This window comes from Altererythrobacter sp. CAU 1644 (assembly GCF_029623755.1).
GTDB lineage: Bacteria > Pseudomonadota > Alphaproteobacteria > Sphingomonadales > Sphingomonadaceae > Erythrobacter > Erythrobacter arenosus.
Window position 1 is genome coordinate 2,687,547 of record NZ_CP121106.1, and the last position, 25,497, is coordinate 2,713,043.

The window sequence follows — 25,497 nt, forward strand, 5'->3', positions numbered from 1 at the left end:
TCTGTCAGTCCATTTCCAAATCGGGAACCGGCTCGTCAGCCGCTTCCTGAGAGAATTCCAAATCAGCCGCATTCGCGGCCTTCTTGCGTCCGAAAGTCTTCAAACGCTCATTCAGTTCGGCGAGCCGTTGCCGCAATCTATTCTGCTCGGCGATGGATCCCTCCGGATCCTCGTCGAAACGCGAAGTGGCCGCTGCAATAGCGACCTTGAGTGCTGGTCGTTCAACCAGCAGCGACACAGCTTCAGCCAGTTCCTCGCGCGCATCTACCGGGTCGGTGCCTTCTCGGAGGAAGGCGTAGCGGTTTAAGTCCGGTGGGGCAGGAAGGCCTTGCGCAACCGATATGGCTACATTGTCGCGCGAATCAAGCGTTTCCGACACTTCGAATAGCGATTCCACCAGCACGGTGGTTTTCGGGTCAAGGCGGGCGAGCCGACCGAGCGCTTCGGTATGCCGCGCAATCTCGCCCGGATGGCGCAGCAGGCCGTGGATAACCGCGCTTGCCAGGGCGTCGCGCGCACCGCCCGACAGCGCCTTTTGCAGACGTGCGGCGGCATCGCCGGAAAGCCGCGAGGTGACGGGCCGGGCGGGCGCACCGCCGCTCTTCCATTCGCGCTGCGGGCGGGGCGGAAAGGCAAAGGCTGAGTAGCGTTCGAGCAGTTCGCGGCGATAGAGCGCCTTGATATCGCCGTGCTCGATCGCATCGACGTGATTGAGCAGGCGCGCCTTGAGACCCGCCTTGTCCTCGGGCGTGCGCAGCTCCTCGGCTTCGCGTTCGAACTGCCACAGCGTTTCGAGCAGCGAGCCAGGCTCGGCAAGCAGCTTCTCCATGGTCGCAGCGCCGCGCTGGCGGATAAGATCATCGGGATCGAGCCCGGCGGGGAGGCGCACGATGCCCAGGCTCTTGCCCGGCCGCAGCATCGGCAGCGCCCGGGAAATGGCGCGCATCGCCGCGCGCTGACCGGCGTTGTCGCCGTCGAAACACAGCACCGGCACATCGACCATGCGCCACAGCAATTCGAGCTGGTGTTCGGTCAGCGCAGTACCGAGCGGTGCGACGGCATCCTCGATCCCCGCATTTGCGAGCGCGATGACGTCCATATACCCCTCGACCACCACCACCCGGTCGGTCTGGCGCGAGGCGGGCCCGGCGCGGTGGAGGTTGTAAAGCGTCCGCCCCTTGTCGAAGAGCGGCGTATCGGGCGAGTTGAGATATTTCGCGACGCCATCCCGGCTTTCCAGAATGCGTCCGCCGAATGCGATCACGCGGCCGCGCGCGTCCTGGATCGGCAGCATCAAGCGGTCGCGGAAGCGGTCATATGGGGGCTTGTCGTCAACCGAGATCAACAGGCCGCCTTCTACCAGCATCGGCTCTTCGAATTGTGAGAGCGCGCCCTTCATCGCGACCTTGCTGTCGGGCGCGTAGCCGAAACCGAATTGCTGGACGATCCGCCGGGTGAAGCCGCGCGAGCGCAGGTATTCGCGCGCAGTTTCACCGCCTGCGCCATGCAGGCTGTCGACGAACCACTGCTGCGCTGCCTCCATCACGTCGACCAGGCTGGCGCGCTTCTCGGCCCGCTGCGCCTCGCGCGGATCGGGGCGAGGGACCTCCATCCCGGCCTGTTCGGCCAGTTCCTTGACCGCATCCATGAACGGCAGGCCGCGCTGGTCGGTCATCCAGCGGATCACATCGCCATGCGCGCCGCAGCCGAAGCAGTGGTAGAAACCCTTCTCGTCGCTGACGGTGAAGCTCGGCGTCTTCTCGTTATGGAAGGGGCAGCAGGCCTTCCATTCGCGTCCCGCGCGCTGGAGCTTGGTCGTGCGCATGATGACGCTCGAAAGCGTCACGCGCGCGCGCAATTCATCCAGCCATTGCGGGGATAGGGCCATGACACTTCAATGCGCGCCACAGCCCCCCGATTCAAGCGCCTCGCTCACCCCTCTGTGGAAGAGCCTGTGCAAGCATTGGCCACGCCAGCCTTCTCGGCCGGATAGGGGCCATTGCCCGATGCGGTCACGTAGTTGGCCTTGATGGCATAGGCGTCCGCGGGTCCGGCGGGGGGCAGTGTGCTCTGCCAATAGAAGGTGATCGGCTCGGCCTGCTCCCACTGGTTGCCGCCATCGCCGGTGTCGATGGTCCAGGCCAGTCCGCCATCGAGGCAGGTGATAATCGCATCGACCCTGGGGCCGGCCGCGGCGATGACTTCAGCCTTGGAATAGCCGGCGGTGCCGGTGAAGCCGTGCGCGGGGCGCGTCATCACGAAGTTGGTGGCGATCTCGATGTCGGACGAGTCCGCTCCGGTCCCGCTCCCGGTTTCCTGCTGGTTATCCTCCCCGGGATAAACCTTGTGGATGTAGGTGTAGATCGTGCCCGCGGGCGCGGTCTTGGGATCGCACGGGTCCATCCCCGCCGGGCAGGCGACATAGGACGTGATGTCGGCAAAGGCACCGGCGGAGTTGGTCAGCCGGGCCTTGACCTCCGGACCCTGCGGCCCGACGATTTTCGCCCCCAGTTGGAGATCGGCGAAGTCGCCGGCCGGCAGGCTCTCGGCCAGGGCCTTGGCCTCGCCATCGGTGGTGGCCACTTCGAGGTCGGTCGATTCCTCGCCTTGCGAACCGCAGGCAGCAATGATCGCCCCCAGGGCAAGGGGGAGCGCGTAACGGACATGTTTCATTGTCAGCTCTCTTTCAGAAGCTTTCCTTGACCAGTCTGCTGGCCAGGCTCATGTCCAATACAGCGCCGTGGCGGGCCTTCAGTTCCCCCATCACGCGGCCCATATCCTTAATGGAATCAGCGCCAATGCTTGCCTTGACGTCGGCAATCGCGGCCTTCGTATCTTCCTCGCTCATCATCTGCGGCAAGAATTCCTCGATCACCGCCAGTTCACGGCGTTCCTGATCGGCCAGTTCCTCGCGCCCACCGTCAACATACATGGTTATCGACTCGCGCCGCTGCTTCGCCATTTTTTGCAGAACTTCGGTGACGAGATCGTCGTCATTGTCGGGTGCCTTGCCGGTCCGCGCCTCGATATCGCGATCCTTGATCTTCGCCCCGATCAGCCGGAGCGCAGCGGTGCGTTCCTTGTCGCCGGCCTTCATGGCGGTGATGGTGGCGGTCTTGATATCGTCGCGAAGCATGAATCTGTTGTCCTTCAAGTGGGATGTGCCAGCCAGATAGGGCCAAAACGGAAAAATGGAACATTTGCCCGGATTAGTCGACATTTTGTCCGATGGCCTGTTGACGCGGGCGACCGGCGGCCCTAGCGGCTGAGACTTAGCGACATTGCTGGAAAACCCCTGACTCGGAGCGCCAAATGGCTTCTGCCGCCTCTTCGCCTGCGCAACCTAAAGGAGCGACGGGAGTCCTCGTTCTGGCCGATGGAACCGTGATCTGGGGCAAGGGCTTCGGCGCTACCGGCGAGGCGGTGGGCGAGGTCTGCTTCAACACCGCCATGACCGGGTATCAGGAGGTGATGACCGATCCCTCCTACGACAGCCAGATCGTCACCTTCACCTTCCCCCATATCGGCAATGTCGGCGCGAACGAGGAGGACGTGGAGAGCCGCGGCCTCGGCGCGGTCGGCTGCGTCGTGCGTCAGGAAGTGACCCCGCACAGCAATTTCCGCGCGCAGCAGGAATTCGTCCAGTGGTGCGTTGCGCATGGCAAGATCGGCCTGTCGGGCGTCGATACCCGCGCGCTGACCCGCCGCATCCGGCTGAACGGTGCACCCAATGCGGTGATCGCGCACCAGCCCGGCGGCAAGTTCAACCTCAAGGCGCTGCTGGCCAAGGCACAGGAGTGGAGCGGGCTGGAGGGTCTCGACCTCGCTCCGCGCGTCACCCGCGACGACCGCGAGGACTGGCGCGGCGGCCACTGGCAGCTCGGCTTCGGCTATTCTGAAGGGAAGGCCGAACGCCCGCATGTCGTGGCGATGGATTTCGGCGCGAAGGACAATATCTTCCGTAACCTCGTGCGGGCGGGGGCCAAGGTCACCGTGGTTCCCGCGCAGACCAGCCTCGAGGATATCCTTACGCTGCAACCCGATGGCGTGTTCCTCTCGAACGGCCCGGGCGATCCGGCGGCGACCGGCGAGTATGCGGTGCCGGTCATCAAGGAGCTGCTCGAGCGCGACGTGCCGATCTTCGGCATCTGTCTCGGCCACCAGATGCTGGCATTGGCAGCGGGGGCCAAGACCGCCAAGATGCACCAGGGGCACCGCGGCGCCAATCACCCGGTCCAGCGGGTCGGGGCAGGGTGGGGCGAAAGCGAGGGCCTCGTCGAGATCACCAGCATGAACCACGGCTTCGCAGTCGATGCCGATACGCTGCCTGAGCATGTCGAGCAGACGCATGTCTCGCTGTTCGATGGCTCCAATTGCGGCATTTCGATCAAGGGCAAGAAAGCGTTCGGGGTGCAGTACCACCCCGAGGCGAGCCCGGGGCCGCAGGACAGCTTCTACCTGTTCGAGAAATTCGTGGGGATGTTGGGGTGAGTGTGGATCTCGCAGCTGTTCAAGGATGGGGCGTGATCTTTCTGCTCGTTCTAGTCTTTGTCGCAATGCCACTCGGCGTCGTTCTCAGCCTTCGACGCAATGCGCGGGATATTGAGAGCTTCGAACATCCAGATTTGAATGAGTTGAAACTTTGCGTTCCAAATCATCAAACTGAACGGCTGAGTAGGAAGCTAGATAAAATGGGCTGGCAACTCGTTTCCGAGACTGCCGATGAGAAAATCAGAAGCAATTCGCATGTCCGATTCGAGAAAAGCGGTGACGAGGCGAGGCCGCTCAAAGAGGTGCTGCATTCGCTGAATAAATCGCTAGCTCTTTCAATCGGACCGCTGAATCTGCGTCGCGAGGAAGTAGACCAATAAATGCCCAAACGCACTGACATCTCCTCGATCCTCGTCATCGGCGCCGGCCCGATCATCATCGGCCAGGCCTGCGAGTTCGATTACTCCGGCACACAGGCGATTAAGGCGCTCAAGGAAGAGGGCTATCGCGTTATCCTGGTCAATTCGAACCCGGCGACGATCATGACCGATCCCGAGTTCGCCGACGCGACCTATATCGAGCCGATCACGCCTGAGATCGTTGAGAAGATCATCGCCAAGGAACGGCCCGATGCGGTGCTGCCGACGATGGGCGGGCAGACCGCGCTTAACTGCGCGCTGAGCCTCAACAAGATGGGCGTGCTCGAGAAATACGGCGTCAAGATGATCGGCGCCGATGCCAAGGCGATCGACAAGGCGGAAGATCGCCAGCAGTTCCGCGACGCGATGGACAAGATCGGGCTCGAAAGTGCGCGCAGCGGTATCGCCCACACGGTCGAGCAGGCCTTCGCGGTGCTCGAGACCACCGGACTGCCCTCGATCATCCGCCCCAGCTTCACGCTCGGCGGGACCGGCGGCGGCATCGCCTACAACAAGGCCGAGTTCGAGCGCATCGTGCGCGAGGGGCTCGATGCCTCGCCCACCAACGAGGTGCTGATCGAGGAATCGCTGCTCGGGTGGAAAGAATACGAGATGGAGGTCGTCCGCGACCGGAACGACAACTGCATCATCATCTGCTCGATCGAGAACGTCGATCCCATGGGCGTCCACACCGGTGATTCGATCACAGTCGCGCCCGCGCTGACGCTGACCGACAAGGAATACCAGATCATGCGGACTGCCTCGATCGAGGTGTTGCGAGAGATCGGCGTCGAAACCGGCGGGTCGAACGTTCAGTTCGCGGTCAATCCGGCGGATGGCCGCCTGATCGTGATCGAGATGAACCCGCGCGTCTCGCGCTCGTCAGCCCTGGCTTCAAAAGCGACCGGATTCCCGATTGCGCGTGTCGCGGCCAAGCTGGCGGTAGGCTACACGCTCGACGAAATTACCAATGAGATCACCGGAGCTACACCAGCATCATTTGAGCCTACCATCGATTACGTGGTTACGAAGATTCCGCGCTTCGCCTTCGAGAAGTTCAAGGGCGCCAAGGCAGAGCTCGCCACCGCGATGAAATCGGTCGGCGAGGTGATGGCGATCGGCCGCAACTTCCAGGAAAGCGTGCAGAAGGCGCTCCGTGGGCTGGAGACCGGGCTCGACGGCTTCAACCGCGTGCCCGAGCTGGAAGGCGTTTCGAAGGACGTCATCACCGCAGCGCTTTCGCAGCGTACGCCCGACCGGCTGCTCAAGGTCGCGCAGGCGTTCCGCGAGGGGCTGACGGTCGAGGAAATCCAGCCGATCACCGGCTACGATCCGTGGTTCCTGCGCCAGATCGAAGCGATCATCTACGAAGAAAAGATGATTGGTCACAATGGCTTGCCTCGGGATGCTCAGGAAATGCGGCGCTTGAAGGCGATGGGTTTTTCGGACAAGCGTCTGGCGACCCTGGCGGTGCGTTCGGTGGGTGTCGCGGGCGGTCTGGCCGAGACACAGGCGCGGCGCTCGGGCCTGTTGCACGATGCCTTGCGCGCCATGGCGGGTGCCACCAGCGAGCAGGAAGTGCGCGACCTGCGCGAAAAGCTCGGCGTCCATCCGGTGTTCAAGCGGATCGACAGCTGCGCCGCCGAGTTCGAGGCGATCACGCCCTACATGTATTCGACCTACGAGGCACCGAGCTTCGGTGAACCCGAGTGCGAGGCCGACCCAAGCGACCGGCGCAAGATCGTGATCCTCGGCGGCGGCCCGAACCGGATCGGGCAGGGGATCGAGTTCGACTATTGCTGCGTCCATGCCTGCTTCGCGCTCGACGAAGCGGGTTTCGAGACGATCATGATCAACTGCAATCCGGAAACGGTTTCGACCGATTACGACACATCGGATCGCCTCTATTTCGAACCGCTGACCGCCGAGGACGTGCTTGAGATCCTGCGGGTCGAGCAGTCGAAGGGAGAGCTGGTCGGCGTGATCGTCCAGTTCGGCGGGCAAACACCGCTCAAGCTGGCGCAGGCGCTGGAGGATAATGGCATCCCGATCCTGGGCACTTCGCCCGATGCGATCGACCTCGCCGAAGATCGCGAGCGGTTTGCCAAGCTGGTCAACAAGCTCAAGCTCAAGCAGCCCGAAAACGGCATCGCCTACAGCCGCGACGAGGCAGCGGCGGTCGCTGCGCGGATCGGCTATCCGGTGCTGCTGCGGCCGAGCTACGTGCTTGGCGGGCGGGCGATGGAAATCGTCGACAGCGTCGCCCAGCTCGACGACTACATCAAGACGGCGGTCAACGTCTCGGGCGACAGCCCGGTGCTGGTCGACCAGTATCTGCGCGACGCGATCGAATGCGACGTCGATGCGCTGTGCGACGGGCAGGAAGTGCGCATTGCTGGTGTGATGCAGCATATCGAGGAAGCCGGCGTGCACTCGGGCGACAGTGCCTGCACCTTGCCGCCGTACTCGTTGCCGCAGGACATCATCGAGGAAATGGAGCGCCAGGCAGAGGCGCTGGCCAAGGCGCTCAACGTCGTCGGGCTGATGAACGTGCAGTTCGCGGTCAAGGATGGCGAGGTCTACCTGATTGAGGTCAATCCGCGCGCGAGCCGGACCGTGCCGTTCGTGGCCAAAGCCATCGGCCAGCCGGTGGCCAAGATTGCCGCGCGCGTGATGGCGGGCGAGCCGCTGTCGAGCTTCGAGCCGTTCAAGCGTGACCTGCCCTATATGGCGGTCAAGGAAGCCGTCTTCCCCTTCAGTCGCTTCCCCGGGAGCGACCCGATCCTCAGCCCAGAGATGAAATCGACGGGCGAAGTGATGGGGATCGACCGGTCCTTCGAGGCTGCCTTCCTCAAGTCGCAGCTTGCCGCGGGGATGAAATTGCCCACCGAGGGGACAGTGTTTGTGTCGGTCAAGAACACCGACAAGGGCTATATCGTCCCGGCGGTGCGAACACTGATCGAGCAGGGCTTCACCATCGTCGCTACGGGCGGCACGCAGTCCTTCCTCAGCGAGCAGGGTCTTGAGGTGGAGCGGGTCAACAAGGTGGCCGAGGGCCAGCCCCACATCGTGGACCGGATCATCGACGGCGAGATCGCGCTGATCTTCAACACGACGGAGGGCTGGCAGTCGCTGCTCGACTCCAAATCGATCCGTGCATCGGCGCTTGAGGCCAAGGTTCCCTACTACACGACAGCTGCCGCATCTGTGGCTGCGGCCAACGCAATTCGTGCAGTAAATGCAAGCCAGCTTGAAGTCCGGTCGATGCAGGACTATTATAGCTGAACCAAACCTAGCGTTCTTTCCCACATTTCGACGCACTAAGGCCGCCTCGGCAGAAGCGGCTTCGGTCGAAATGACCCTGATTGGAGGGGGAGGGCGCGCTGAAGGAATGAAGACGGGATGGCTACGATGGAAAAGGTTCCGATGCTCGCCGAGGGCTATGAGCGGCTGACTGCCGATCTCAAGGTGCTGCGTGCGGAACGTCCGAAGATTGTCGACGCGATCGAGGAAGCTCGGGCGCATGGCGACCTTTCGGAGAATGCCGAATATCACGCTGCCAAGGAACGCCAGGGCCAGGTCGAGGCGCAGATCGCCGAGATCGAGGACAAGGTGAGCCGGGCTCAGATTATCGACCCGACCACGCTGTCGGGCGACAAGGTGATCTTTGGCGCGACCGTCACGCTGCTCGACGAGGACGACAAGCCGGTGAAGTACCAGATTGTCGGCCAAACCGAAGCGGACGCCGGCAAGGGCCGCATCTCCTACAACTCGCCGATTGCGCGGGCGTTGATCGGCAAGGAAGTCGGTGACGAGATCGAGGTGACCGTCCCCTCGGGCGACAAGTTCTATCTCGTCGACAAGATCGAGTTCATCTGATCGAGGCTGGGAGGGCGCTCAATCGAGCGCCTTCTCCATCGCGTAATTGTGAATGGCCACAGGACTGCCGTCGTGCGCGATCTCGAAATCGCGGCGGTGGGTCACCGCGTACCCCGCTCGTTCAAAGGCAGCGCGGGCCAGTTCGCTTGCCTCGGTGTAGATCAGCGTCGCACCGCTCGCCCGGGCGTGTTCCTCCGCAGTAGCCAGCAGCTCGACTGCCAATCCTCTCCGTGTATGATCTGGATGGCAGTAAAGATGGTCGAGGTGGGCCCTGCCATCTTTATCCAGTTCGATCAGCGCATAGGCGACGGGACGATCGTCCGGGCCTGCCGCTACGAATATTACATCGCCTGACCCAACCCGCTCGCGATAGCGCTCGGGCCCTGGATGTCGGGCAGCCCACGCTGCCACCTGCTCGGCGGAATATTTGTGCGCGCCTACGACCTCGATGGCGGCATGGATCACTTCTGCCAGGTCTTCGGCATCGACGTCCTTGTATGGCCGAATGCTGTAAGCCACGACGCGTCTCAAGCGTCGGGCGTCAGCAGCCGATGGATGTGAACCACCACGTAGCGCATTTCTGCGTCGTCGACCGTCCGCTGCGCATTGGCGCGCCAAGCTTCAACCGCGGCCTCGTAGTCGCTGAATACGCCGACGACATGAATGCTCTCGGGATCGGCGAACTCCATCGAGCGCGGATCCTTGATCCGGCCGCCCATGACGAGATGGAGCTTCTGCTTGGTTTCTGTTTCTTCCATGATCGTTGCTTTCTATCCGGGGAGGAGTTTTCGCCGCGCCCCATAAACGAAGCGGCGCGACAGGCAAACCCGTCACGCCGCAATGGTGCCATGTTAGACAAGCTTTAGGGGGAAACGCGACCCTTGAGGTCGCGGACGGCCCGGCTCGCTTTGCGCGACGCACCACGTGCCAGCGAGCGCGTGCGGTCAGAGGCCGAACCGGCGAGATAATTGGCGTCGCGCCGTGCGCTGCGTGCCTTGTCTGACAACACATCGCCCAAATCCTCGAGCCGATCCTGCCCGTCACGGGCGACGTCTCCGGCCTTGTCGATCATGCTGATGCCGTAGGCGATTGCAGCGTCGGCAATCAGGCCCGCCAACACTCCGCCACGCTTGGTCAACCTGCGTCCGGGCTTCGTCATCGCCCCGATCGCGAGGCCTACTACGACTGCCCCACCGAGCGTTGCCAGGGGATGCTGCTTGACGAAGTTCGTCGCGGAGTCGGCAGCTTCCCTCGCCGCATCGGCCAGGCTGCGCTCCTCGTTGCGGCGCTCGCCCGCTTCGATCTTCTCGCGCAATTGCTCTCTTTTCGCGTCACTGGTCATTGGAAACTCCGGAAATCTTGGTGGGGGCGTATCTTACGAACGGGCTTGGTCCTGCTCTCGTTCCCTTGGCCGCGCTTGGTCGTCCTCCTCGTCATCGAAGAAGAGCGACATGATGGGGTTGCGGGCAAACCAGAGTACGATGGCACCGATGAGCGCGGCCAAGGCCCCCTTGTGGTTGTCAGCGGCGTCGGCGGCGCTTTCGAACACGTCCTTGGCGCCTTCGCCGATATTATCAAGGACCCGTTCACCGATGCTCTTGCTGGCCAGGCCGTTGCGCAGATGCGCAACATCCGCGTCGAGCAGGGCCCGCGCTGCATCACGCAGTGCCCGATCTTCCTGCATCTGGCGCTTAAGGTCTGCCATCACCGATCATCCGCAAAGGCATCGCCGATCGCCCGTGTGTGCTTGCGCATCATCATCAGCAGGATCGCCGCCGCGATCAGCAGCACCACTACGACCAGGGCTGTGGCACCCCACGCCGTCAGGCTGGGTGCCAGCGCGATGACCATACCGACCACCAGCGCGACCAGTGCAAGGTGAACAAAGGAGAACGCAAAGAAGACGAGGACCGCTGCTGACTTGCCACGTTCGGCAGCAAAGGCGGCGCGAGACTTCTGGAAGGCATATTCCGCCTCGGCATAGGTCTTGCCGTCGTCGATGAGCGCGACAATGTCCTCGGTCAGCGAACTGCCGGACACATCGGGCTCATCTCCGCCCCTGATCGCAACGTCGAGTTCATCCTCGACGTTGTCCTGCCGGCTGTCCGGCAGGTCATCGTCCCGCATTACGCGCCCCTTTCAGGCTTTGCTCAGTCGCGGCTGCCCCGAAACAGGCGAGCCAGAAGGAACCCTGCCACAGCCGCAATACCCACGGCAACACCCGGGCTCTTGCGAACGAACTCGCGAGCGTCCTCGCCCAGCTCCTCGACGCTTTTGTTGTCGAGTTTTGCCGAAGCTTCCTGCAGGCTGCGCGATGCCTTGCGCGCGTAATCGCCATACTGCTCGCCGAACCGTCCATCGATGTCGGTTGCGGTGTCGGCCACAACCTTGCCGAGCGACGATAGGCCATCGCTGACGCGCGCCTTGCCTTCGGTCGCGAGTTCGCCAGCGCGAAGCTTGGCATCCGCGCCATAGGTCTTGGCGTCGGCGACAAGATCGGTGCCGCGAGTCTTGGCCTGCTCGCGATAGGCGCCCGCGCGCTCGCCGGCTTCAGCCTTCAGCGCTGCGGCGCCGGCCTTGGCTTCCTCGAGTGCGGCATTGAAACGGCTCTTGGCCTCAGTCTTGTTGTCGACCACTGTAGGTTCCGATTTCTTGGGGGTGGATTTCTTCGCGGCGGTCTTCTTGGTGGTCGCCGTTTTCGTGGTGGTGGTGGCGTCTGCCATGATGTCTCTTTCGCCCTCCGTGGCTACGTATTCCAATGGCGCGATGGGGGTATCGCGCCTTCTATGTTGCAACGCAACTTGCGCCCGAATGTTCCGACGCATACAGGGCGCCGGATACCTGATATGGTGGTGTCTTACCACATTACAACACCGCATTGAAGCCGGAGCAGACGAATGACCGCGATTATCGATATCCATGGCCGCGAAATCCTCGATAGCCGGGGCAACCCGACGGTCGAAGTCGACGTCTTGCTAGAAGATGGCAGCTTCGGCCGCGCGGCGGTTCCCTCGGGTGCATCGACCGGGGCACACGAGGCGGTGGAACTGCGCGACGGCGACAAGACCCGTTATCTGGGCAAGGGCGTGCTCAAGGCGGTGGATGCGGTGAATACCGAGATTGCAGACCGCATTCTCGGCCTCGATGCGGAGGACCAGCGCGACATCGACCTCGCCATGATCGAGCTCGACGGGACGCCCAACAAGGGGCGGATCGGCGCCAATGCGATCCTCGGCACCAGCCTCGCGGTCGCCAAGGCAGCTGCCAATGCGCGCGGGCTGCCGCTCTACTCCTATCTCGGCGGCGTTGCAGCGCACCGACTGCCCGTGCCGATGATGAACATTATCAATGGCGGCGAGCATGCCGACAATCCGATCGACATCCAGGAATTCATGATCATGCCGGTTGGTGCCGAAAGCCTGGCCGAAGCCGTGCGCTGGGGCGCGGAGATCTTCCACACGCTGAAGAAGGGCCTGTCGGCGAAAGGCTTGTCGACAGCGGTTGGCGACGAAGGTGGGTTCGCACCCGATCTCGCGTCGACCCGCGCTGCGCTCGACTTCATCATGGCATCGATCGAACAGGCCGGTTTCCAGCCCGGCGGCGATGTTGCCCTGGCGCTCGATTGCGCTTCGACGGAATTCTACGCTGATGGCCGCTATGATATGGCGGGCGAAGGCACCTCTCTCAGCCCGGCAGAGATGGCAGACTATCTCGCCGATCTGTGCGCTTCCTACCCGATCCGCTCGATCGAAGACGGGATGGCCGAAGACGATTTCGAGGGCTGGAAGGCGCTGACCGACAAGGTCGGCGGCAAGGTGCAACTGGTAGGTGATGACCTGTTCGTGACCAACCCTGATCGGCTTGCAATGGGCATAGGCAAGGGTCTGGCTAACTCGCTGCTGGTCAAGGTCAACCAGATCGGGACGCTCACGGAAACACTCGCAGCAGTCGAAATGGCACACCGCGCCGGATACACTTCGGTGATGAGCCACCGCTCGGGTGAAACCGAGGATGCGACCATTGCCGATCTCGCGGTTGCTACCAACTGCGGCCAGATCAAGACCGGCTCGTTGGCGCGCTCTGACAGGCTGGCGAAATACAACCAGCTGATCCGGATCGAGGAAGAACTTGGCAGCAGTGCAGTCTACGCGGGCGACAACGCCTTCGGCCGACTTTCCTGAGCGGGGCAGTCAGGCGCGCAGGTCGCGCAGGTAGGTCTCCATCCGTGCAATTCCCTCGTCCGACAGGCGGACGTTGACGCGGCGATGATCGCGCGGATCAGCTTCGCGCAGCACCAGCCCCTCGTCCTGCAGGATGCCCAGCCACCGCAACCCTGTCGTGGGCGGGGCTGCGGAGCCGATGCAGGCGCTCGAAACCGATACATTCTTGCCTCGCGCATGGGCGATGTAGAGATCGAGCAAGATGTCCCAGGCTGGCTCGCCGAAAAGCTCCGGCCCCCGATCACAGCGCAGCGCCGCCGCCGCTGGTCGTAAATGAAGACAGCAAGATTCAGGAGGTTGTCGTTCGACCGTAGGGTGGCTGGCGCGAGCCATTCTCGCCGTTCACCCTCTCCTGCCGCCGATCGCATCTCGCCCGCGAGGTCGGTCAGCTGGTCGGCAATCGTGGCAAGGCGCGTGTTCAGGGCATTGGATGCGACCTGCATTCCGCCCATTCACATCGCGTCGTCGCCGCCCAAGCGTACCCCCTGCTGCCCAAATTGCCTCTGCAAACCTAGGCATGGATATAGGGAAGGAACGTTCGGGTGGCTTTACGCAGGACTACGTAATCCGGCCTGTATTGACCGCACATGCTGGTCAGACATCGGTGACTCGCAGGTGCTGGATTGCGGCATCGAGATAGGCCGCAGCGATATGCGCGCCCAGTTCGTCCAGCTGTGCTAGATGGCTTTCAAGTGCAGCGATGATGGGCGCAACGATGGCGCCACCTTCCCCTGTCCCAAACGTCATTTTCTTTTCTTTCCTGTTTCGCCGCCGCGGGGTCTTCCCGGTCCACGACCGACGCCTAGGGGTATTACCGTATGGAGGCGCAACCAAACAGGTGAGATTGATCGATTCTGGAGCGATCCGGGACTACAAGTCCGCGGCGCAGCCGGCGGTTATCCCTCGAACCGCTCCTGCAGGGCCAGCAGTGCCATAGCGGCCTTGGCGGCTTCTCCGCCCTTGTCCTTTTGCGCAGGGTCGGCGCGCACCAGCGCCTGTTCTTCGTTCTCGACCGTCAGGATACCATTGCCGATTGCCATGCCGTCGATCGTCAGCGCCATGATGGCGCGAGCACTTTCTCCGGCGACGATCTCGAAGTGATAGGTCTCACCACGGATGACCACGCCGATCGCGACGAAGCCGTCGTACTGTCCGCTTTCGGCCGCGAGCGCGATGGCGCCCGGCACCTCGAGCGCGCCTGGAACCGTTAGCACCTCGACATCATGTCCGGCCTGTTCGAGTGCCTGGCGTGCCCCGGCAACGAGCATGTCGTTCAGATGCGCATAGAATCGCGCTTCGACGATAAGAAAACGGGCCATCAGGTCACTCCGGAATTGGGTGGTGGTCGACGATGTTGAGGCCATAGGCCTCGATCGCCACAACATTGGGTTGCGAGTTGCTGAGCAGGATCATGTCGTGAATCTTGAGATCGGCGAGGATCTGCGACCCGATCCCGACGTTGCGGATCTCGTCCTCCTCGCTGTAGCCGCTGCCCGAGGCACGACGGTTGGTGATGATGACGATGACGCCAGCGCCGTGATCGCCGATCGCCTCCATCGCCCGCTGCAGCGTGCGCTTGCGCGGACCTGGCTTCCCCAGCACATCGTCGAACAGCGAGATCGGGTGGACCCGGGTGAGGGTGGGCTCGCCGGGAACTACATGCCCCTTCTGCAACACGAACGCCTCGCTGCTGTCGATCTTGTTGCGATAGGTCAGCAGACGCCACTGCCCACCGTAGTCGGAATCGAAGGTGCGTTCATCGATCCGCTCGACCAGATGGTCGTTGCGGCGGCGATACTCGATGAGATCGCGGATGGTCCCGATCTTCAGGTCGTGCTTGCGGGCGAATGCCACCAGATCGTCGAGCCGGGCCATCGTCCCGTCATCGTTCATGATCTCGCAGATCACGCCCGAAGCGTTGAGCCCGGCCAGCCGCGAAATATCGACCGCGGCCTCGGTATGGCCAGCGCGAACCAGTACCCCGCCGTCACGCGCGGCAAGGGGAAAGACATGCCCCGGAGTAACAATGTCATCAGGGCCCTTGGTGGCATCGATCGCCACTGAAACGGTGCGAGCTCGGTCGGCAGCAGAAATCCCGGTGGTGACACCTTCCTTTGCCTCGATCGAGATGGTGAAGGCGGTCTGCATCGCCTCGGTGTGGTTTCGGCTCATGGGCTCGAGACCCAGCTTCTCGACACGCTGGCGGCTGAGGGCGAGGCAGATCAGGCCGCGGCCATACGTCGCCATGAAGTTGATCGCGTTGGGGGTCGCCATCTGGGCCGGGATGATAAGGTCGCCTTCGTTCTCGCGATCCTCGTCATCGACCAGGATGTACATGCGCCCATTGCGCGCCTCGTCGATGATCTCCTCGATCCCGACGAGCACAGGGCGATCGTCATTGTGCAGGAGGAAGTTCTCGAGCTTGGCGAGGGTGTCTGCCGTCGGGTTCCAGCCCGGTTCGCCGCATTCGCGCAAGGTGTTGGCGTGGAGCCCGGCTGCTCGCGCAAGACCGGCGCGCGTGATCTCGCCCGATGTGACGAGTTCGCGGACTTTATCGATGGTGGATGTGCTCATGTGAGCGCGATATCACATTGGGATGTGATATCCAAGATCATTATGGAACATCAGGATGTGATGGTGGACGCACTAGGGCTCGAACCTAGGACCCGCTGATTAAGAGTCAGCTGCTCTACCAACTGAGCTATGCGTCCACTCGCCGAAGATCACATCGGCCCGATTTCGTTCCGCAAAAGGAGCGTCCGAATCGGCGGAGGCGCTGCATATAGCGAGCCTCGCGGCGATGAAAAGCCCCATTCGCGGAGCTCGCCCAAAAACCTAACCGGTAAAGCCTCTCCGCGGCGCTTCGCGGTTCCAGCGGTTCACCATCATCAATACACCGATACAGATCATGTTGGTCATCATCGACGAGCCACCATGGCTCATGAAGGGCAGCGGAATACCGACCACCGGGGCCATGCCCATCACCATCAGCAGGTTGATCGAGACGTAGAAGAAGATCGTCGCCGTCATGCCTGCGGCGAGCAGGCGGGCGAACCGATCGTGCGATTGGCGCGCGACCTTCATTCCCCAACTGAGGATCATGGCGAAGATTACCAGCACGACGATCCCCCCCAAGAGGCCCCATTCCTCCGCCATCGTCGCGAAAACGAAGTCGGTGTGCGGCTCGGGGAGATATTGCAGATGGCTCTGCGAACCCTCGTTGAAGCCCTTGCCGGTAATACCGCCCGAACCGATCGCGATCTTCGATTGGGTTATGTGATAACCAGCGCCCAGCGGGTCGCTCTCGGGATCCATGAAGGTCGTCACTCTTCGCTGCTGGTACTCCTTCAGCCCGAAGAAGAAGGCGAGCGGGGCGATCACGACGCCCGCCGCGCCGCCGATGGCAAACCACTTCAGTGGCAGCCCGGCGAGCAGCATCACTACTGCACCGCCAAAGCCGATCGCCAGGGCTGTACCGAGATCCGGCTGCAGCAGCACCAGCGCCATCGGAACTCCGATGAGGAGGCCGGCCGGTACGAGCGCGCGCCAGGTCGCGATGAGGCCGACCGGAAGCTGGTGGTAGAACCGCGCCAAGACCAGCACGACTACCGGCTTCATCAGCTCGGACGGCTGCAGGACGATCGGGCCTAGGTTAAGCCAGCGCTGGCTGCCGCCGCCCATTGCGCCGATCGCCTCCACCGCTATCAGCAGCAGCAGGACCACGACATAGGCGGGGTAGGTCAGGAATGTGACCAGTTCGCGCGGCAACGAAGTGATGATGGCCGCCATGAGGAGAAACACGCCGAACCTTATCAGGTGCGAGGCTGCGAAGGGCTGCCAAGAACCTCCTGCGGCGGAATAGAGCACCAGCGCGCCGAACCCGACGAGGATGAACAGCGGGATCAGCATCTGCCACGGTTGGCGAGCGATGGGGGCCGGGACGATTGTGTTCATCGCGGGCTCGCGCTGCTGGTCGGAGAGGGGATGGGGCTAGGCGGATCGACCGGTGGTGCCTCGACCACTGGAGTTGACCCAGTTGGCGCCGCGCCGGGGGAACCCGATGGAACGGCCTCCGGACGCGGAGCGATGACGTCGCCGGCAATCTTTTCCGATTGCGCAGCCGCGATCCGCGCCTCTGCCTCGACCTGGTCGAATATCTCCTCGTCGCGGCGAGGGGGTGCGCTGACGATTTCCCCGGCTGCATGGGCATAGGCACGATATTTGGCGTCGAGCCGCTGTTGCGCAGTCCCGCCCCATTGCTTCTCGAGCGCGTGAAGGGCTTCCATGCCCTTCAGCGGATCGAACAGGAAGGTCATCACGTCGCGGGCGATCGGGTAGGCGGCGCCTGATCCGCCCCCGTGCTCGATCACCACCGCGCCTGCGTATTTGGGTTTGTCGAAGGGGGCGAAGAAGATGAACAGACCGTGGTCGCGGTATTTCCAGGGGCCGCTCTTGCCGTCCGACAGGTTCAGGCCGACAACCTGCGCTGTTCCGGTCTTGCCCGCCATCAGCACATCCTCGAAGGGGAGACGGCCTCTCCCGGCGGTGCCCGGACCATTGACGACATCGCTCATCGCCTGGCGGACATATTCCACATGCTCGGCCGGGAAGTCGATCTCGTTGAAACCCTTGGGCTGAGTATCGAGCGTGAGGCGCGGCATGACGTGCGCGCCGGTAGCCAGACGCGATGCCATCACGGCAAGCTGCAGCGGACTCGCCAGCATGTAGCCCTGGCCGATCGTGGCATTGACCGTGTCGAAGGCCTGCCATTCGCGGTCGTATTTCTTGAGCTTCCACGCGGGATCGGGAACCGTGCCGTAAAACTGGCTGGTAACGGGCAGGGGAAATTCCTGCCCCATGCCGCAGCGCCGGGCCATTGCCGCGATCGGGTCCATCCCGATCCGCTGGGCGAAATGGTAGTAATAGACGTCGCAGCTCTGGTAGATGCCCTTGGCCATATTGACCGTGCCATGGCCGCCGCGTTTCCAGCAGCGGAAGACGCGATTGCCGACGCGGAGACCGCCACCGCAAAACACCGTTTCGTCAGGGTCGAGCCCTTCCTTGAGAAACGCCATCGACACCATCGGCTTGACAGTCGAGCCGGGCGGATAGAGCCCCTTGAGCACTTTATTGCGCAGCGGCACCCGCTCGTCCTCGCGCAGCATGGCATATTCGACGCTGCCGATGCCGTCGGAAAAGCTGTTGGGATCGAAGCTGGGCATTGACGCCATGCAGAGCAGGTCGCCGCTCGCGCAGTCCATCACGACCACGGAGCCGGATTCGAGGCCCAGTCGCCTTGCGGCATAGTCCTGGAGCGGGCCGTCGATGGTCAGGCGGATCGGGTTGCCCTGAACGTCCTCGCGCGTTTCCAGATCGCGGACGATCCGTCCCGACGCAGTTACCTCCACCCGCCGCGCCCCCGGCACCCCGCGCAAAGTCTGTTCGAACTGCTTTTCGAGCCCATCTTTGCCGATCTTGTAGCCCGGCGTGATGAGCAGCGGATTGCGATCCGCTTCGTACTCCTCGGCCGAGGCAGGTCCGACGAAGCCGATCAAATGGCCGACCGCAGGCCCTGTGGGATAGAAGCGAGAGAATCCGCGCTGGGGAACCACGCCCTGCATGTCGGGCAGGCGTACGCTGATGGCGGCAAACTGCTCATAGGCGAGGCCGCTGGCGATCTCGACCGGCTGAAATCCGCGCGCGTCCTTCACCTCGCGCTTGATGTCTGCCACGCGGTTGGGATTGAGCTCGAGCAATTGTCCCAGTTGCTCGATCGTCTCGTCGGAATTCTTCAGCCGTTCCGGAATCACGTCGACGCGGAAGTCGGCCCGGTTCGAGGCAAGCGGCGCGCCGTTGCGGTCGAGGATCCAGCCGCGACGCGGCGGAATAAGTGTCAGGTTGACACGATTACTCTCTGATTCGGTTCGATATTTCTCGCTCTCGATAATCGCGAGATAGCCCATGCGAACGGCCAGCAGGGCCCCGATGGTGCCCATTCCCGCGCCGATCAGGAAACTGCGGCGGTCGAAGGCATGCTTCAATGTCGAAGCGGTGACCAGGGGCCGCCTCTGGCTGAGCGCCATTATCCGACCCTTCGCAATCTCAGCAGCCGCAACCTGTCGAGCCAAGCAACCATGCGCGCGATAATGGGGTAAAGCAGCAGCGACAGCAAGAATTGCGGGCCCGCGGCGACGAGGTGGTGCGTGCTGGGAGAAGTACCGGAGAAAACGAGCATCAGCATCAGATAGACCGCAGCCACCAAACTGGCGGTGAACCAGTCCTGCCAAAATCCGCGCCAGGGATAGCGCGCTTCGAACAGCTCGATCGCGATCATGGCGATCGACCACAGCAAGATACCGCTTCCGAACGGCTGCCCGCTGAAGAGGTCGTCGAAGGCACCGAAAGGAAGTCCGGCCCACAGGGGTAACAGGCCGGGGCGAACGAGGCGCCAGCCGAGGAAGACCATGAAGCCGAGCGGCGGGAGGATGGGCATCAGTCCTGCAATCGGAAGTGTCGGCAGGATCGAGCCGAGCATGATCGACAGGGTGGGGATGGTGTAGACGAGCAGGGGGACCTGCTCACGGTTGATGCGCCGACCGTACTGATCGGACCGCGATCTCGGATTCATCCGCTGGATCACTCGGCCTCTTCCTCTTCGCCGAGTTCCTGCTCGATCGGAGTGTTCGAGCCGACCACCGCTTCGGGCTGCCAGATCGGCTCGACCGAAACGAAATCGGCCGAGGCGGGGTCCGCCACGAGGCGGGCAACGCCGCCGTCGGCCGTCACCTCATGGACGATCGCTACCGCGACCCCTGGGCGGTAATATCCCCCGGCGCCCGAGGTGACGAACAGGTCACCCTTCTCGATCGGGTTGAGGCCGAGATTGATCAGCCTGATGCGGAGCAGCCCGTCGCCTCGTCCTTCGGCAAAGGCGACCGTGTCATCCTTGGCCCTGCGAACGGGGAGCACGCTCTCGCTATCGGTAAGCAGCAGCACCCGCGAACTGCTTTGCCCGACCTCGAGGATCCGCCCGACCACGCCCTTGGGGCTGCGCACCGGCATGCCGACCCGAACCCCGCTCGAGCGACCGGCGCCGAGATAGGCAAATCGGCGCGCGCTCGACGAGGTCGAGCCGACCAGCCGTGTCGTGACGATGGGCTCAACTTCGCTGTCGCGCAGAGCCAGAAGGCGCTTCAACCGCAGATTTTCCTGCTCGACTGCGTCGGCTTCGGCGAGGCGAATGCGGGCCAGCTCCAGCTCCTGCTTGAGCGCCGCGTTCTTGCTGCCTGCCCGGTAATAGGCCGCGATATTCTCGAAGAAACCACCCGCTCCATCGCGCGCGACTGCGGTGGCCTGTCCTGCCGGTTCGATTGTATCGCCAGCAGTTCCGCGCAAGCCGCGAAACGCGCCGGGGTTCCACAGCGAAATCGCGAGCAGAACGCCGCCAATCACCGCGCCGATGGCAGCGATGACATATCCGGTGAAGACGGTGTACTGCGCTCTACGTGAATGGCCTGAGCGCCTCGATGAAGGGGGCGCCACCTTGCGAACTCCCTCAGGCCGTCATCAGGACGCCGCGATAGATCGGATCTTCCATCGCGCGGCCCGTGCCGATCGCGACGCAGGACAACGGATCTTCGGCAATGCTGACCGGCAGGCCGGTCTCTTCACGCAGATGCTCGTCGAGGCGCTGAATCAGCGCGCCGCCGCCGGTAAGGACGATACCCTGATCGACGATGTCGGCAGCCAGTTCGGGCGCCGTGTTCTCGAGTGCAATCCGGACGCCCTCGACGATTGCGCCGATGGGTTCGTTCAAGGCCTCGGCGATGTGCGCCTGGTTGATCGTGATCTCTTTCGGAACGCCGTTGACGAGGTCACGACCCTTGAGCGTGATCTGCTCGCCGATCCCGTCTTCGGGAGCAACCGCAACGCCGTAATCCTTCTTGATCCGCTCGGCCGTAGCTTCACCGATCAGCAGGTTGTGGTGTCGTCGGACGTAGGAGACGATCGCTTCGTCCATCTTGTCCCCGCCTGTTCGAACCGAAGTGGTGTAGGCGAGGCCACGCAGCGAAAGCACGGCGACCTCGGTGGTGCCGCCACCAATGTCGACCACCATGCTGCCGACCGGTTCGGTCACCGGCATATCGGCGCCGATCGCTGCTGCCATCGGCTCGAGAATGAGATGGACTTCCGAAGCCCCGGCATTCGACGCCGCGTCACGGATCGCGCGTCGTTCGACCGAGGTTGAACCAGAAGGCACACAGATCACAATCTCGGGAAACCGCAGCAGGCTGCGTCGGCCATGCACCTTGCGGATGAAGTGCTTGATCATTTCTTCCGCAATTTCGATGTCGGCGATCACACCGTCGCGCAGTGGACGGATGGCTTCGATGCTGTCCGGGGTCTTGCCCATCATCATCTTGGCATCGTCGCCAACGGCCTTGACCCGCTTGATACCATTGATGGTTTCAATCGCGACCACCGACGGCTCGTTGAGGATGATGCCCTGGTCCTGCACATAGACCAGCGTGTTGGCCGTCCCCAGGTCGATGGCCATATTCTGTGAACCGAATTTCAGAAGATTGGAAAAGAAGCCCATTGTATGTGCACGCCCGTGAATTTTCAGGTGGCCGGGTGCGTACCCGGCGATCGGAATCCCTTTTCAGGAAGAGCCGTCTCTCTAACCAAAGGTGCGTCAAAACGCCAAAATAATTGTTGACGGCCCCAGGGATTTTCCACCGCTGGCCTCGAATTTGCTGCGCCCCATCGCTAGGATGGCGCGAATGCCGCAAATTCGCCGCCTTCCCGACAGTCTCGTCAACCGTATCGCCGCTGGCGAGGTGGTCGAACGACCCGCAGCGGCGCTTAAGGAGCTCATCGAAAACGCAATCGATGCAGGTGCCCGGCGAATCGCGGTCAAGCTGCTCGATGGGGGCCTCGGACGGATCGAGGTGACCGATGATGGCTGCGGCATGACGCCCGAGGAAATGGGCCTGGCGCTCGAACGCCATGCCACCTCGAAACTTCCTGATGAAGCCATCGAACAGGTTGCCACGCTCGGTTTTCGCGGTGAAGCCTTGCCATCGATAGCGAGTGTCGCGCGCTTCACGATCGAGAGCCGAGTGCGCGAGGCCGACAGCGGGTGGAGAAGGGTGGTCGATCATGGCGAACTGGTCGAGGAAGGGCCCGTCGCTCTCCCGCCGGGAACGCGGGTCAGGGTCGAGAACCTGTTTGCCAAGCTGCCCGCGCGGCGCAAGTTCCTGCGCACGGCGCGCAGCGAGTACGCCGCCTGCCTCGATGTGGTGCGCAGGCTGGCGATGGCCCGGCCGGAGATCGCCTTCACTCTCGAACACGGCGACCGGCGAATAATCGCGACGCGACCGGAGGAACCACTGGCCGATCGGGTCGCGGGGATCGTTGCGCGCGAGCTCAAGGATAATGCCGTCGCGATCGAGTGCGAACGTCCAGGCGTAAGCGGTGCCATGCGGCTGACCGGAATTGCCGGCCTGCCGACGTACAATCGCGGCGTCGCCGATCACCAGTATCTGTTCGTCAATGGCCGCCCGGTGAAGGACCGGCTGCTCGTCGGTGCGGTTCGCGGGGCCTATGCCGATATGCTGGCGCGCGACCGTCACGCCGTGCTGGCGCTGTTTCTCGAGGTAGCCCCGGAAGACGTCGATGTGAACGTCCATCCGGCGAAGACGGAAGTACGCTTTCGTGACGCCAGCGGCGTCCGCGGCTTCATCGTCTCTGGCTTGCGACAGGCGCTGGCGACTGGGGACCGGCGCAGCGCCCAAGGCCCCGATCGCGGGGCGATGGCGCGCTGGCAGCAAGAGCCGATGCGTAACGAGCCCTCACCGGTATTGCGCTCCATCTTCGAAGGGCGCGATTGGGGCGGGCCTCGCGACCAAGTTGCCGAAGCGCGGGCGGTGTGGCGTGGCGTCGAAGCCGACGTCCTGACAGCGCCGGATGCCGCTCCGATGGGCCGCGCCGAAGAGGCGTCTCCAATCGAGGCCGAGGCCGCGGACTACCCGCTGGGTGTCGCGCGCGGACAGGTCGCCAACACCTATATCGTCGCCGAAGCAGCCGACGGATTGGTGCTCGTCGACCAACATGCGGCGCATGAACGGCTTGTGCTCGAACGGCTCCGGGCGGCAGGGGCGGGCGAGGCCGCGGCGAGGTCGCAAGCCCTGCTCGTTCCCGACGTAGTCGAAATGGACGAGGTCGATTGCGATCGTCTCGAAGATGCGGCGAAAGGCCTCGCGCAATTCGGGCTGGCAATCGAACGGTTCGGTCCATCGGCAATGCTGGTGCGCGCTGTGCCGCATGCGCTGGGCAAGGCCAATCCGGCATCGCTGTTGCGCGATCTGGCCGACGATATCGCCAAGCATGGCGAGGCACTGCTGCTCGGCGAGAAACTCGAACACGTGCTTGCGACCATGGCCTGCCACGGTTCTGTGAGGGCAGGGCGGGTGCTGCGGGTCGAGGAAATGAACGCACTGCTACGCGAAATGGAGCGCACGCCCCGGTCGGGACAGTGCAATCATGGGCGACCGACGTGGGTCAAACTCTCGATGGAAGACGTCGAGAAACTGTTCGGGAGACATTGATGCGTCCTGCTGCCGTTGCCGCGCTGGTGGCGATTGTCACCGCCTGTTCCGAGCCGGCGGAGGAGCCGGAAATCGATATCGAGCAGATGAACGAAGATGCGCGCGGCCCCGCGGTGCCGATCGAACTTCAGGTCATCGGCTATCCCGATATCGAGAAATACGAGCTGTTCGGAGCGAGTTGTGCATTTTCGCCCGAGGGTGGCGGGCTCGGCGCCGTTGTGCTTGCGATGCAGGAAGGCGGCTACCTCAAGATCGATGGCCGGATCGAGAAGTTTGCGCCCGATGCAGGAAGTGCCGAACAACCCTATGGCACACGCTCAAAACACGATGGGCTCGAGCGCAGCTTCGAACTCGAAATCGACCAGGAAGCGGGCAAGCAGTCGGGCTATGAGACCATCAATTACCCGGCGACCTTGACCGTTCGCGATGCCTCCGACCGCGAAGTCTATCTGTCGGAGGGCATGGCGCAGTGCGGAGCGTGATCCGGAGTTTCGGCCGAACCCTAGCCTAGCGGGGCCACTTCCTCCGCAGTTGCCCCACTTGGGCCAAATTTGCGCTGCACAATGCCGCGAAGCCATCCGGGAGGCGCAGATGCGTTGGACGATAGCATTGGTAACCTTGGCGCTCGCCGGGTGCGGCGGCACCGAGGAGACTGTCATCGAACCGGAAGAGGTCGAGATCGCGCCTGAGCGGATCCTCTACCAAGACATCGAGGCGAACGACCTGTTCGGGGCCAGCTGCGCATTCGCGCCTGCTGGTGGCGGCAGCGGCGCGATCGCCATTGCCATGTTGGACGCGGGGTTCATCAAGATCGGCGGCGAGATCGTCAGGCTTGCGGCGATCAACGAAGAGCAGCAGCTCGACCCGCCCGAATTGAAGTTTGCCGGGGAGGACTATGCTTTCAGCTTGAACCTCGATCCGGAAACCGAACGCCCTCGCGAGGGCAATGGGCGCGAATTCGATGCCCAGCTTTCGGTCAGGGCAAGGGACGGCTCAACGATCTACGATTCCGCAGGACTGGTCCAATGCGGCTCTGCGCCGAGCTGATCAGGCCCTGAAGGCAGGAATTTTTCCTTCGGCGCCCATGTCCGGAATGATCCGGTAACGAGCGAGGATCAGGCTGAACAATCCGAACGTCAGCAGCCCGGCGGCCACGAGCTGGAATACCACACCTTCGCCGGCGAGCGACGCCACGGCGTCACCGAGGGTCTTCACCTGATCGCTGCCGCCTGACAGGATGCCGGCGTTGATCAGCGACCATCCGATGACCAGGAAAACGACAGTACGGGCTGCGAAACCGATCTGGCCGAGCAGCTTGGTATGCGAAGGCGCGCCTGCCGCAATGCGGTTCATGAAGCTGGCGGTGTAGCTTTTCTTGGCCTGGTTGAATGCTGCGAGGAAAAACGCGAGGCCAAGGATGGCCAGTACCACCCCGCCAAATTGTATCGAGAGAACGCCAGCGGCCGCTTCCTGCGCGCCGCCGCCCGAACCGGCCCCTTCGCTGTTCTGGCCGGCAAACTGGTAGGCCGACCAAGCGAGTGCGAGATGGCCGATGGCGCTGCCCGCGTGGCCGATCCGCGTGCCCCAGCCGACGGTATCGCTACCGTGGTTCTCGATGTCGAAGAAGGTCGAAGCGAAGCGGAACAGGGCGTAGGCGAACAGGCCCACGACCATCAGCCACAGGATAGCCTCACCGAGCGGGAAATCCTCGATTGCCTTGAAGATGCCGTCGGTGCCTTCGCTGACCTTTCCGGCGCTCGTGAGCGCGATCAGGCCGAGCACCGAATACATGATCGCACGGCTGAAATAGCCCACGCGAACGAGCAAGCTGAACTTTTCCGACTTGTCGACCATCGTCATCCCCACTGCTTGGTTTGG

Annotated in this window: 27 protein-coding genes and 1 tRNA gene; 8 read left to right on the forward strand and 20 right to left on the reverse strand. The window is 62.9% G+C overall.

All coding sequences use genetic code 11. The features are described 5' to 3' along the window. Positions 1 to 4: 4 nt before the first annotated feature. From dnaG to P7228_RS13395, 3 genes are read right to left on the reverse strand one after another with little or no spacing between them, the layout of a single operon-like run. Positions 5 to 1,888 carry a DNA primase gene (gene dnaG / locus P7228_RS13385; protein WP_278015732.1) on the reverse strand — a complete coding sequence of 628 codons (1,884 nt, stop codon included), beginning with the start codon at positions 1,886 to 1,888 and terminating at the stop codon, positions 5 to 7. A gap of 44 nt (positions 1,889 to 1,932) precedes the next feature. Continuing rightward, positions 1,933 to 2,673 carry a hypothetical protein gene (locus P7228_RS13390; protein ID WP_278015733.1) on the reverse strand — a complete coding sequence of 247 codons (741 nt, stop codon included), beginning with the start codon at positions 2,671 to 2,673 and terminating at the stop codon, positions 1,933 to 1,935. Positions 2,674 to 2,686: 13 nt separating this feature from the next. Then, positions 2,687 to 3,136, reverse strand: coding sequence for a GatB/YqeY domain-containing protein (locus P7228_RS13395; protein WP_278015734.1), 450 nt, complete (start codon positions 3,134 to 3,136; stop codon positions 2,687 to 2,689). Positions 3,137 to 3,312: 176 nt separating this feature from the next. Between P7228_RS13395 and carA the strand changes: the two genes are divergently transcribed. The 4 genes from carA (at position 3,313) to greA (ending at position 8,789) form a co-directional block, all read left to right on the forward strand. Beyond that, positions 3,313 to 4,491 (forward strand): glutamine-hydrolyzing carbamoyl-phosphate synthase small subunit, encoded by a 1,179-nt coding sequence (gene carA, locus P7228_RS13400; RefSeq protein WP_278015735.1) that lies wholly within the window; start codon positions 3,313 to 3,315, stop codon positions 4,489 to 4,491. After that, positions 4,488 to 4,871, forward strand: coding sequence for a hypothetical protein (locus tag P7228_RS13405; protein WP_278015736.1), 384 nt, complete (start codon positions 4,488 to 4,490; stop codon positions 4,869 to 4,871). Before carA ends, P7228_RS13405 begins: the two co-directional genes overlap by 4 nt. Continuing rightward, the gene (carB, locus tag P7228_RS13410) at positions 4,872 to 8,195 is read left to right on the forward strand and encodes a carbamoyl-phosphate synthase large subunit (RefSeq protein WP_278015737.1); all 3,324 of its coding nucleotides are present in this window, start codon (positions 4,872 to 4,874) and stop codon (positions 8,193 to 8,195) included. It abuts the gene before it with no gap. A gap of 117 nt (positions 8,196 to 8,312) precedes the next feature. Next, the gene (greA, locus tag P7228_RS13415; RefSeq protein WP_278015738.1) at positions 8,313 to 8,789 is read left to right on the forward strand and encodes a transcription elongation factor GreA; all 477 of its coding nucleotides are present in this window, start codon (positions 8,313 to 8,315) and stop codon (positions 8,787 to 8,789) included. 18 nt (positions 8,790 to 8,807) lie between these two features. On the opposite strand, the gene P7228_RS13420 is transcribed toward greA, so the two are convergent. The 6 genes from P7228_RS13420 to P7228_RS13445 form a co-directional block, all read right to left on the reverse strand. Further along, positions 8,808 to 9,308 carry a GNAT family N-acetyltransferase gene (locus P7228_RS13420; RefSeq protein ID WP_278015739.1) on the reverse strand — a complete coding sequence of 167 codons (501 nt, stop codon included), beginning with the start codon at positions 9,306 to 9,308 and terminating at the stop codon, positions 8,808 to 8,810. 8 nt (positions 9,309 to 9,316) lie between these two features. Next, positions 9,317 to 9,547, reverse strand: a complete 231-nt coding sequence (locus P7228_RS13425; protein ID WP_278015740.1) for a DUF4170 domain-containing protein — start codon at positions 9,545 to 9,547, stop codon at positions 9,317 to 9,319. A gap of 104 nt (positions 9,548 to 9,651) precedes the next feature. After that, entirely contained in the window at positions 9,652 to 10,131 is a 480-nt protein-coding gene (locus P7228_RS13430) for a hypothetical protein (protein ID WP_278015741.1), read from the reverse strand. A 33-nt stretch (positions 10,132 to 10,164) separates the two neighbouring features. Beyond that, positions 10,165 to 10,494, reverse strand: coding sequence for a hypothetical protein (locus P7228_RS13435; protein WP_278015742.1), 330 nt, complete (start codon positions 10,492 to 10,494; stop codon positions 10,165 to 10,167). Further along, a complete protein-coding gene (locus P7228_RS13440) occupies positions 10,494 to 10,916 on the reverse strand; it encodes a phage holin family protein (RefSeq protein ID WP_278015743.1) in 423 nt (140 codons plus the stop codon). The genes P7228_RS13435 and P7228_RS13440 overlap by 1 nt, the downstream gene beginning before the upstream one ends. Positions 10,917 to 10,939: 23 nt before the next feature. Further along, a complete protein-coding gene (locus P7228_RS13445) occupies positions 10,940 to 11,512 on the reverse strand; it encodes a hypothetical protein (protein WP_278015744.1) in 573 nt (190 codons plus the stop codon). A 174-nt stretch (positions 11,513 to 11,686) separates the two neighbouring features. Here P7228_RS13445 and eno point away from each other — a divergent pair, with 174 nt between their 5' ends. Next, complete coding sequence (gene eno, locus P7228_RS13450) at positions 11,687 to 12,970, forward strand: phosphopyruvate hydratase (RefSeq protein ID WP_278015745.1); 1,284 nt, start codon at positions 11,687 to 11,689, stop codon at positions 12,968 to 12,970. Between the two features lie 9 nt (positions 12,971 to 12,979). Here eno and P7228_RS13455 read toward each other — a convergent pair whose 3' ends face one another. From P7228_RS13455 to P7228_RS13500, 10 genes are all read right to left on the reverse strand, one after another. After that, positions 12,980 to 13,210 carry a hypothetical protein gene (locus P7228_RS13455; protein ID WP_347402843.1) on the reverse strand — a complete coding sequence of 77 codons (231 nt, stop codon included), beginning with the start codon at positions 13,208 to 13,210 and terminating at the stop codon, positions 12,980 to 12,982. 393 nt (positions 13,211 to 13,603) lie between these two features. Next, positions 13,604 to 13,756: a hypothetical protein gene (locus P7228_RS13460; RefSeq protein ID WP_278015746.1), complete on the reverse strand. Its 153-nt coding sequence runs from the start codon at positions 13,754 to 13,756 to the stop codon at positions 13,604 to 13,606. Positions 13,757 to 13,905: 149 nt separating this feature from the next. Further along, positions 13,906 to 14,328, reverse strand: coding sequence for a 6,7-dimethyl-8-ribityllumazine synthase (gene ribH / locus P7228_RS13465; protein WP_278015747.1), 423 nt, complete (start codon positions 14,326 to 14,328; stop codon positions 13,906 to 13,908). 4 nt (positions 14,329 to 14,332) lie between these two features. Further along, positions 14,333 to 15,583, reverse strand: coding sequence for a 3,4-dihydroxy-2-butanone-4-phosphate synthase (gene ribB / locus P7228_RS13470; RefSeq protein ID WP_278015748.1), 1,251 nt, complete (start codon positions 15,581 to 15,583; stop codon positions 14,333 to 14,335). Positions 15,584 to 15,644: 61 nt separating this feature from the next. Next, positions 15,645 to 15,720, reverse strand: a tRNA-Lys gene (locus P7228_RS13475). A gap of 124 nt (positions 15,721 to 15,844) precedes the next feature. Beyond that, positions 15,845 to 16,963 (reverse strand): rod shape-determining protein RodA, encoded by a 1,119-nt coding sequence (gene rodA, locus P7228_RS13480; RefSeq protein ID WP_278015749.1) that lies wholly within the window; start codon positions 16,961 to 16,963, stop codon positions 15,845 to 15,847. Beyond that, positions 16,960 to 19,092: a penicillin-binding protein 2 gene (mrdA, locus tag P7228_RS13485; protein WP_278015750.1), complete on the reverse strand. Its 2,133-nt coding sequence runs from the start codon at positions 19,090 to 19,092 to the stop codon at positions 16,960 to 16,962. The genes rodA and mrdA overlap by 4 nt, the downstream gene beginning before the upstream one ends. Continuing rightward, entirely contained in the window at positions 19,092 to 19,637 is a 546-nt protein-coding gene (mreD, locus tag P7228_RS13490; protein WP_347402844.1) for a rod shape-determining protein MreD, read from the reverse strand. Before mreD ends, mrdA begins: the two co-directional genes overlap by 1 nt. A gap of 8 nt (positions 19,638 to 19,645) precedes the next feature. Beyond that, positions 19,646 to 20,551, reverse strand: coding sequence for a rod shape-determining protein MreC (gene mreC, locus P7228_RS13495; RefSeq protein ID WP_278015751.1), 906 nt, complete (start codon positions 20,549 to 20,551; stop codon positions 19,646 to 19,648). Positions 20,552 to 20,564: 13 nt separating this feature from the next. Continuing rightward, entirely contained in the window at positions 20,565 to 21,608 is a 1,044-nt protein-coding gene (locus P7228_RS13500; RefSeq protein ID WP_278015752.1) for a rod shape-determining protein, read from the reverse strand. 184 nt (positions 21,609 to 21,792) lie between these two features. Here P7228_RS13500 and mutL point away from each other — a divergent pair, with 184 nt between their 5' ends. The 3 genes from mutL (at position 21,793) to P7228_RS13515 (ending at position 24,666) form a co-directional block, all read left to right on the forward strand. Continuing rightward, positions 21,793 to 23,619, forward strand: a complete 1,827-nt coding sequence (gene mutL / locus P7228_RS13505; RefSeq protein WP_278015753.1) for a DNA mismatch repair endonuclease MutL — start codon at positions 21,793 to 21,795, stop codon at positions 23,617 to 23,619. Further along, positions 23,619 to 24,101 carry a hypothetical protein gene (locus P7228_RS13510; protein ID WP_278015754.1) on the forward strand — a complete coding sequence of 161 codons (483 nt, stop codon included), beginning with the start codon at positions 23,619 to 23,621 and terminating at the stop codon, positions 24,099 to 24,101. The genes mutL and P7228_RS13510 overlap by 1 nt, the downstream gene beginning before the upstream one ends. Positions 24,102 to 24,210: 109 nt before the next feature. Then, on the forward strand, positions 24,211 to 24,666 hold the full coding sequence (locus P7228_RS13515; RefSeq protein ID WP_278015755.1) for a hypothetical protein: 456 nt from the start codon (positions 24,211 to 24,213) through the stop codon (positions 24,664 to 24,666). On the opposite strand, the gene P7228_RS13520 is transcribed toward P7228_RS13515, so the two are convergent. Next, positions 24,667 to 25,479 carry a DUF1206 domain-containing protein gene (locus tag P7228_RS13520; protein WP_278015756.1) on the reverse strand — a complete coding sequence of 271 codons (813 nt, stop codon included), beginning with the start codon at positions 25,477 to 25,479 and terminating at the stop codon, positions 24,667 to 24,669. It lies immediately after the preceding gene. Positions 25,480 to 25,497 lie beyond the last annotated feature (18 nt).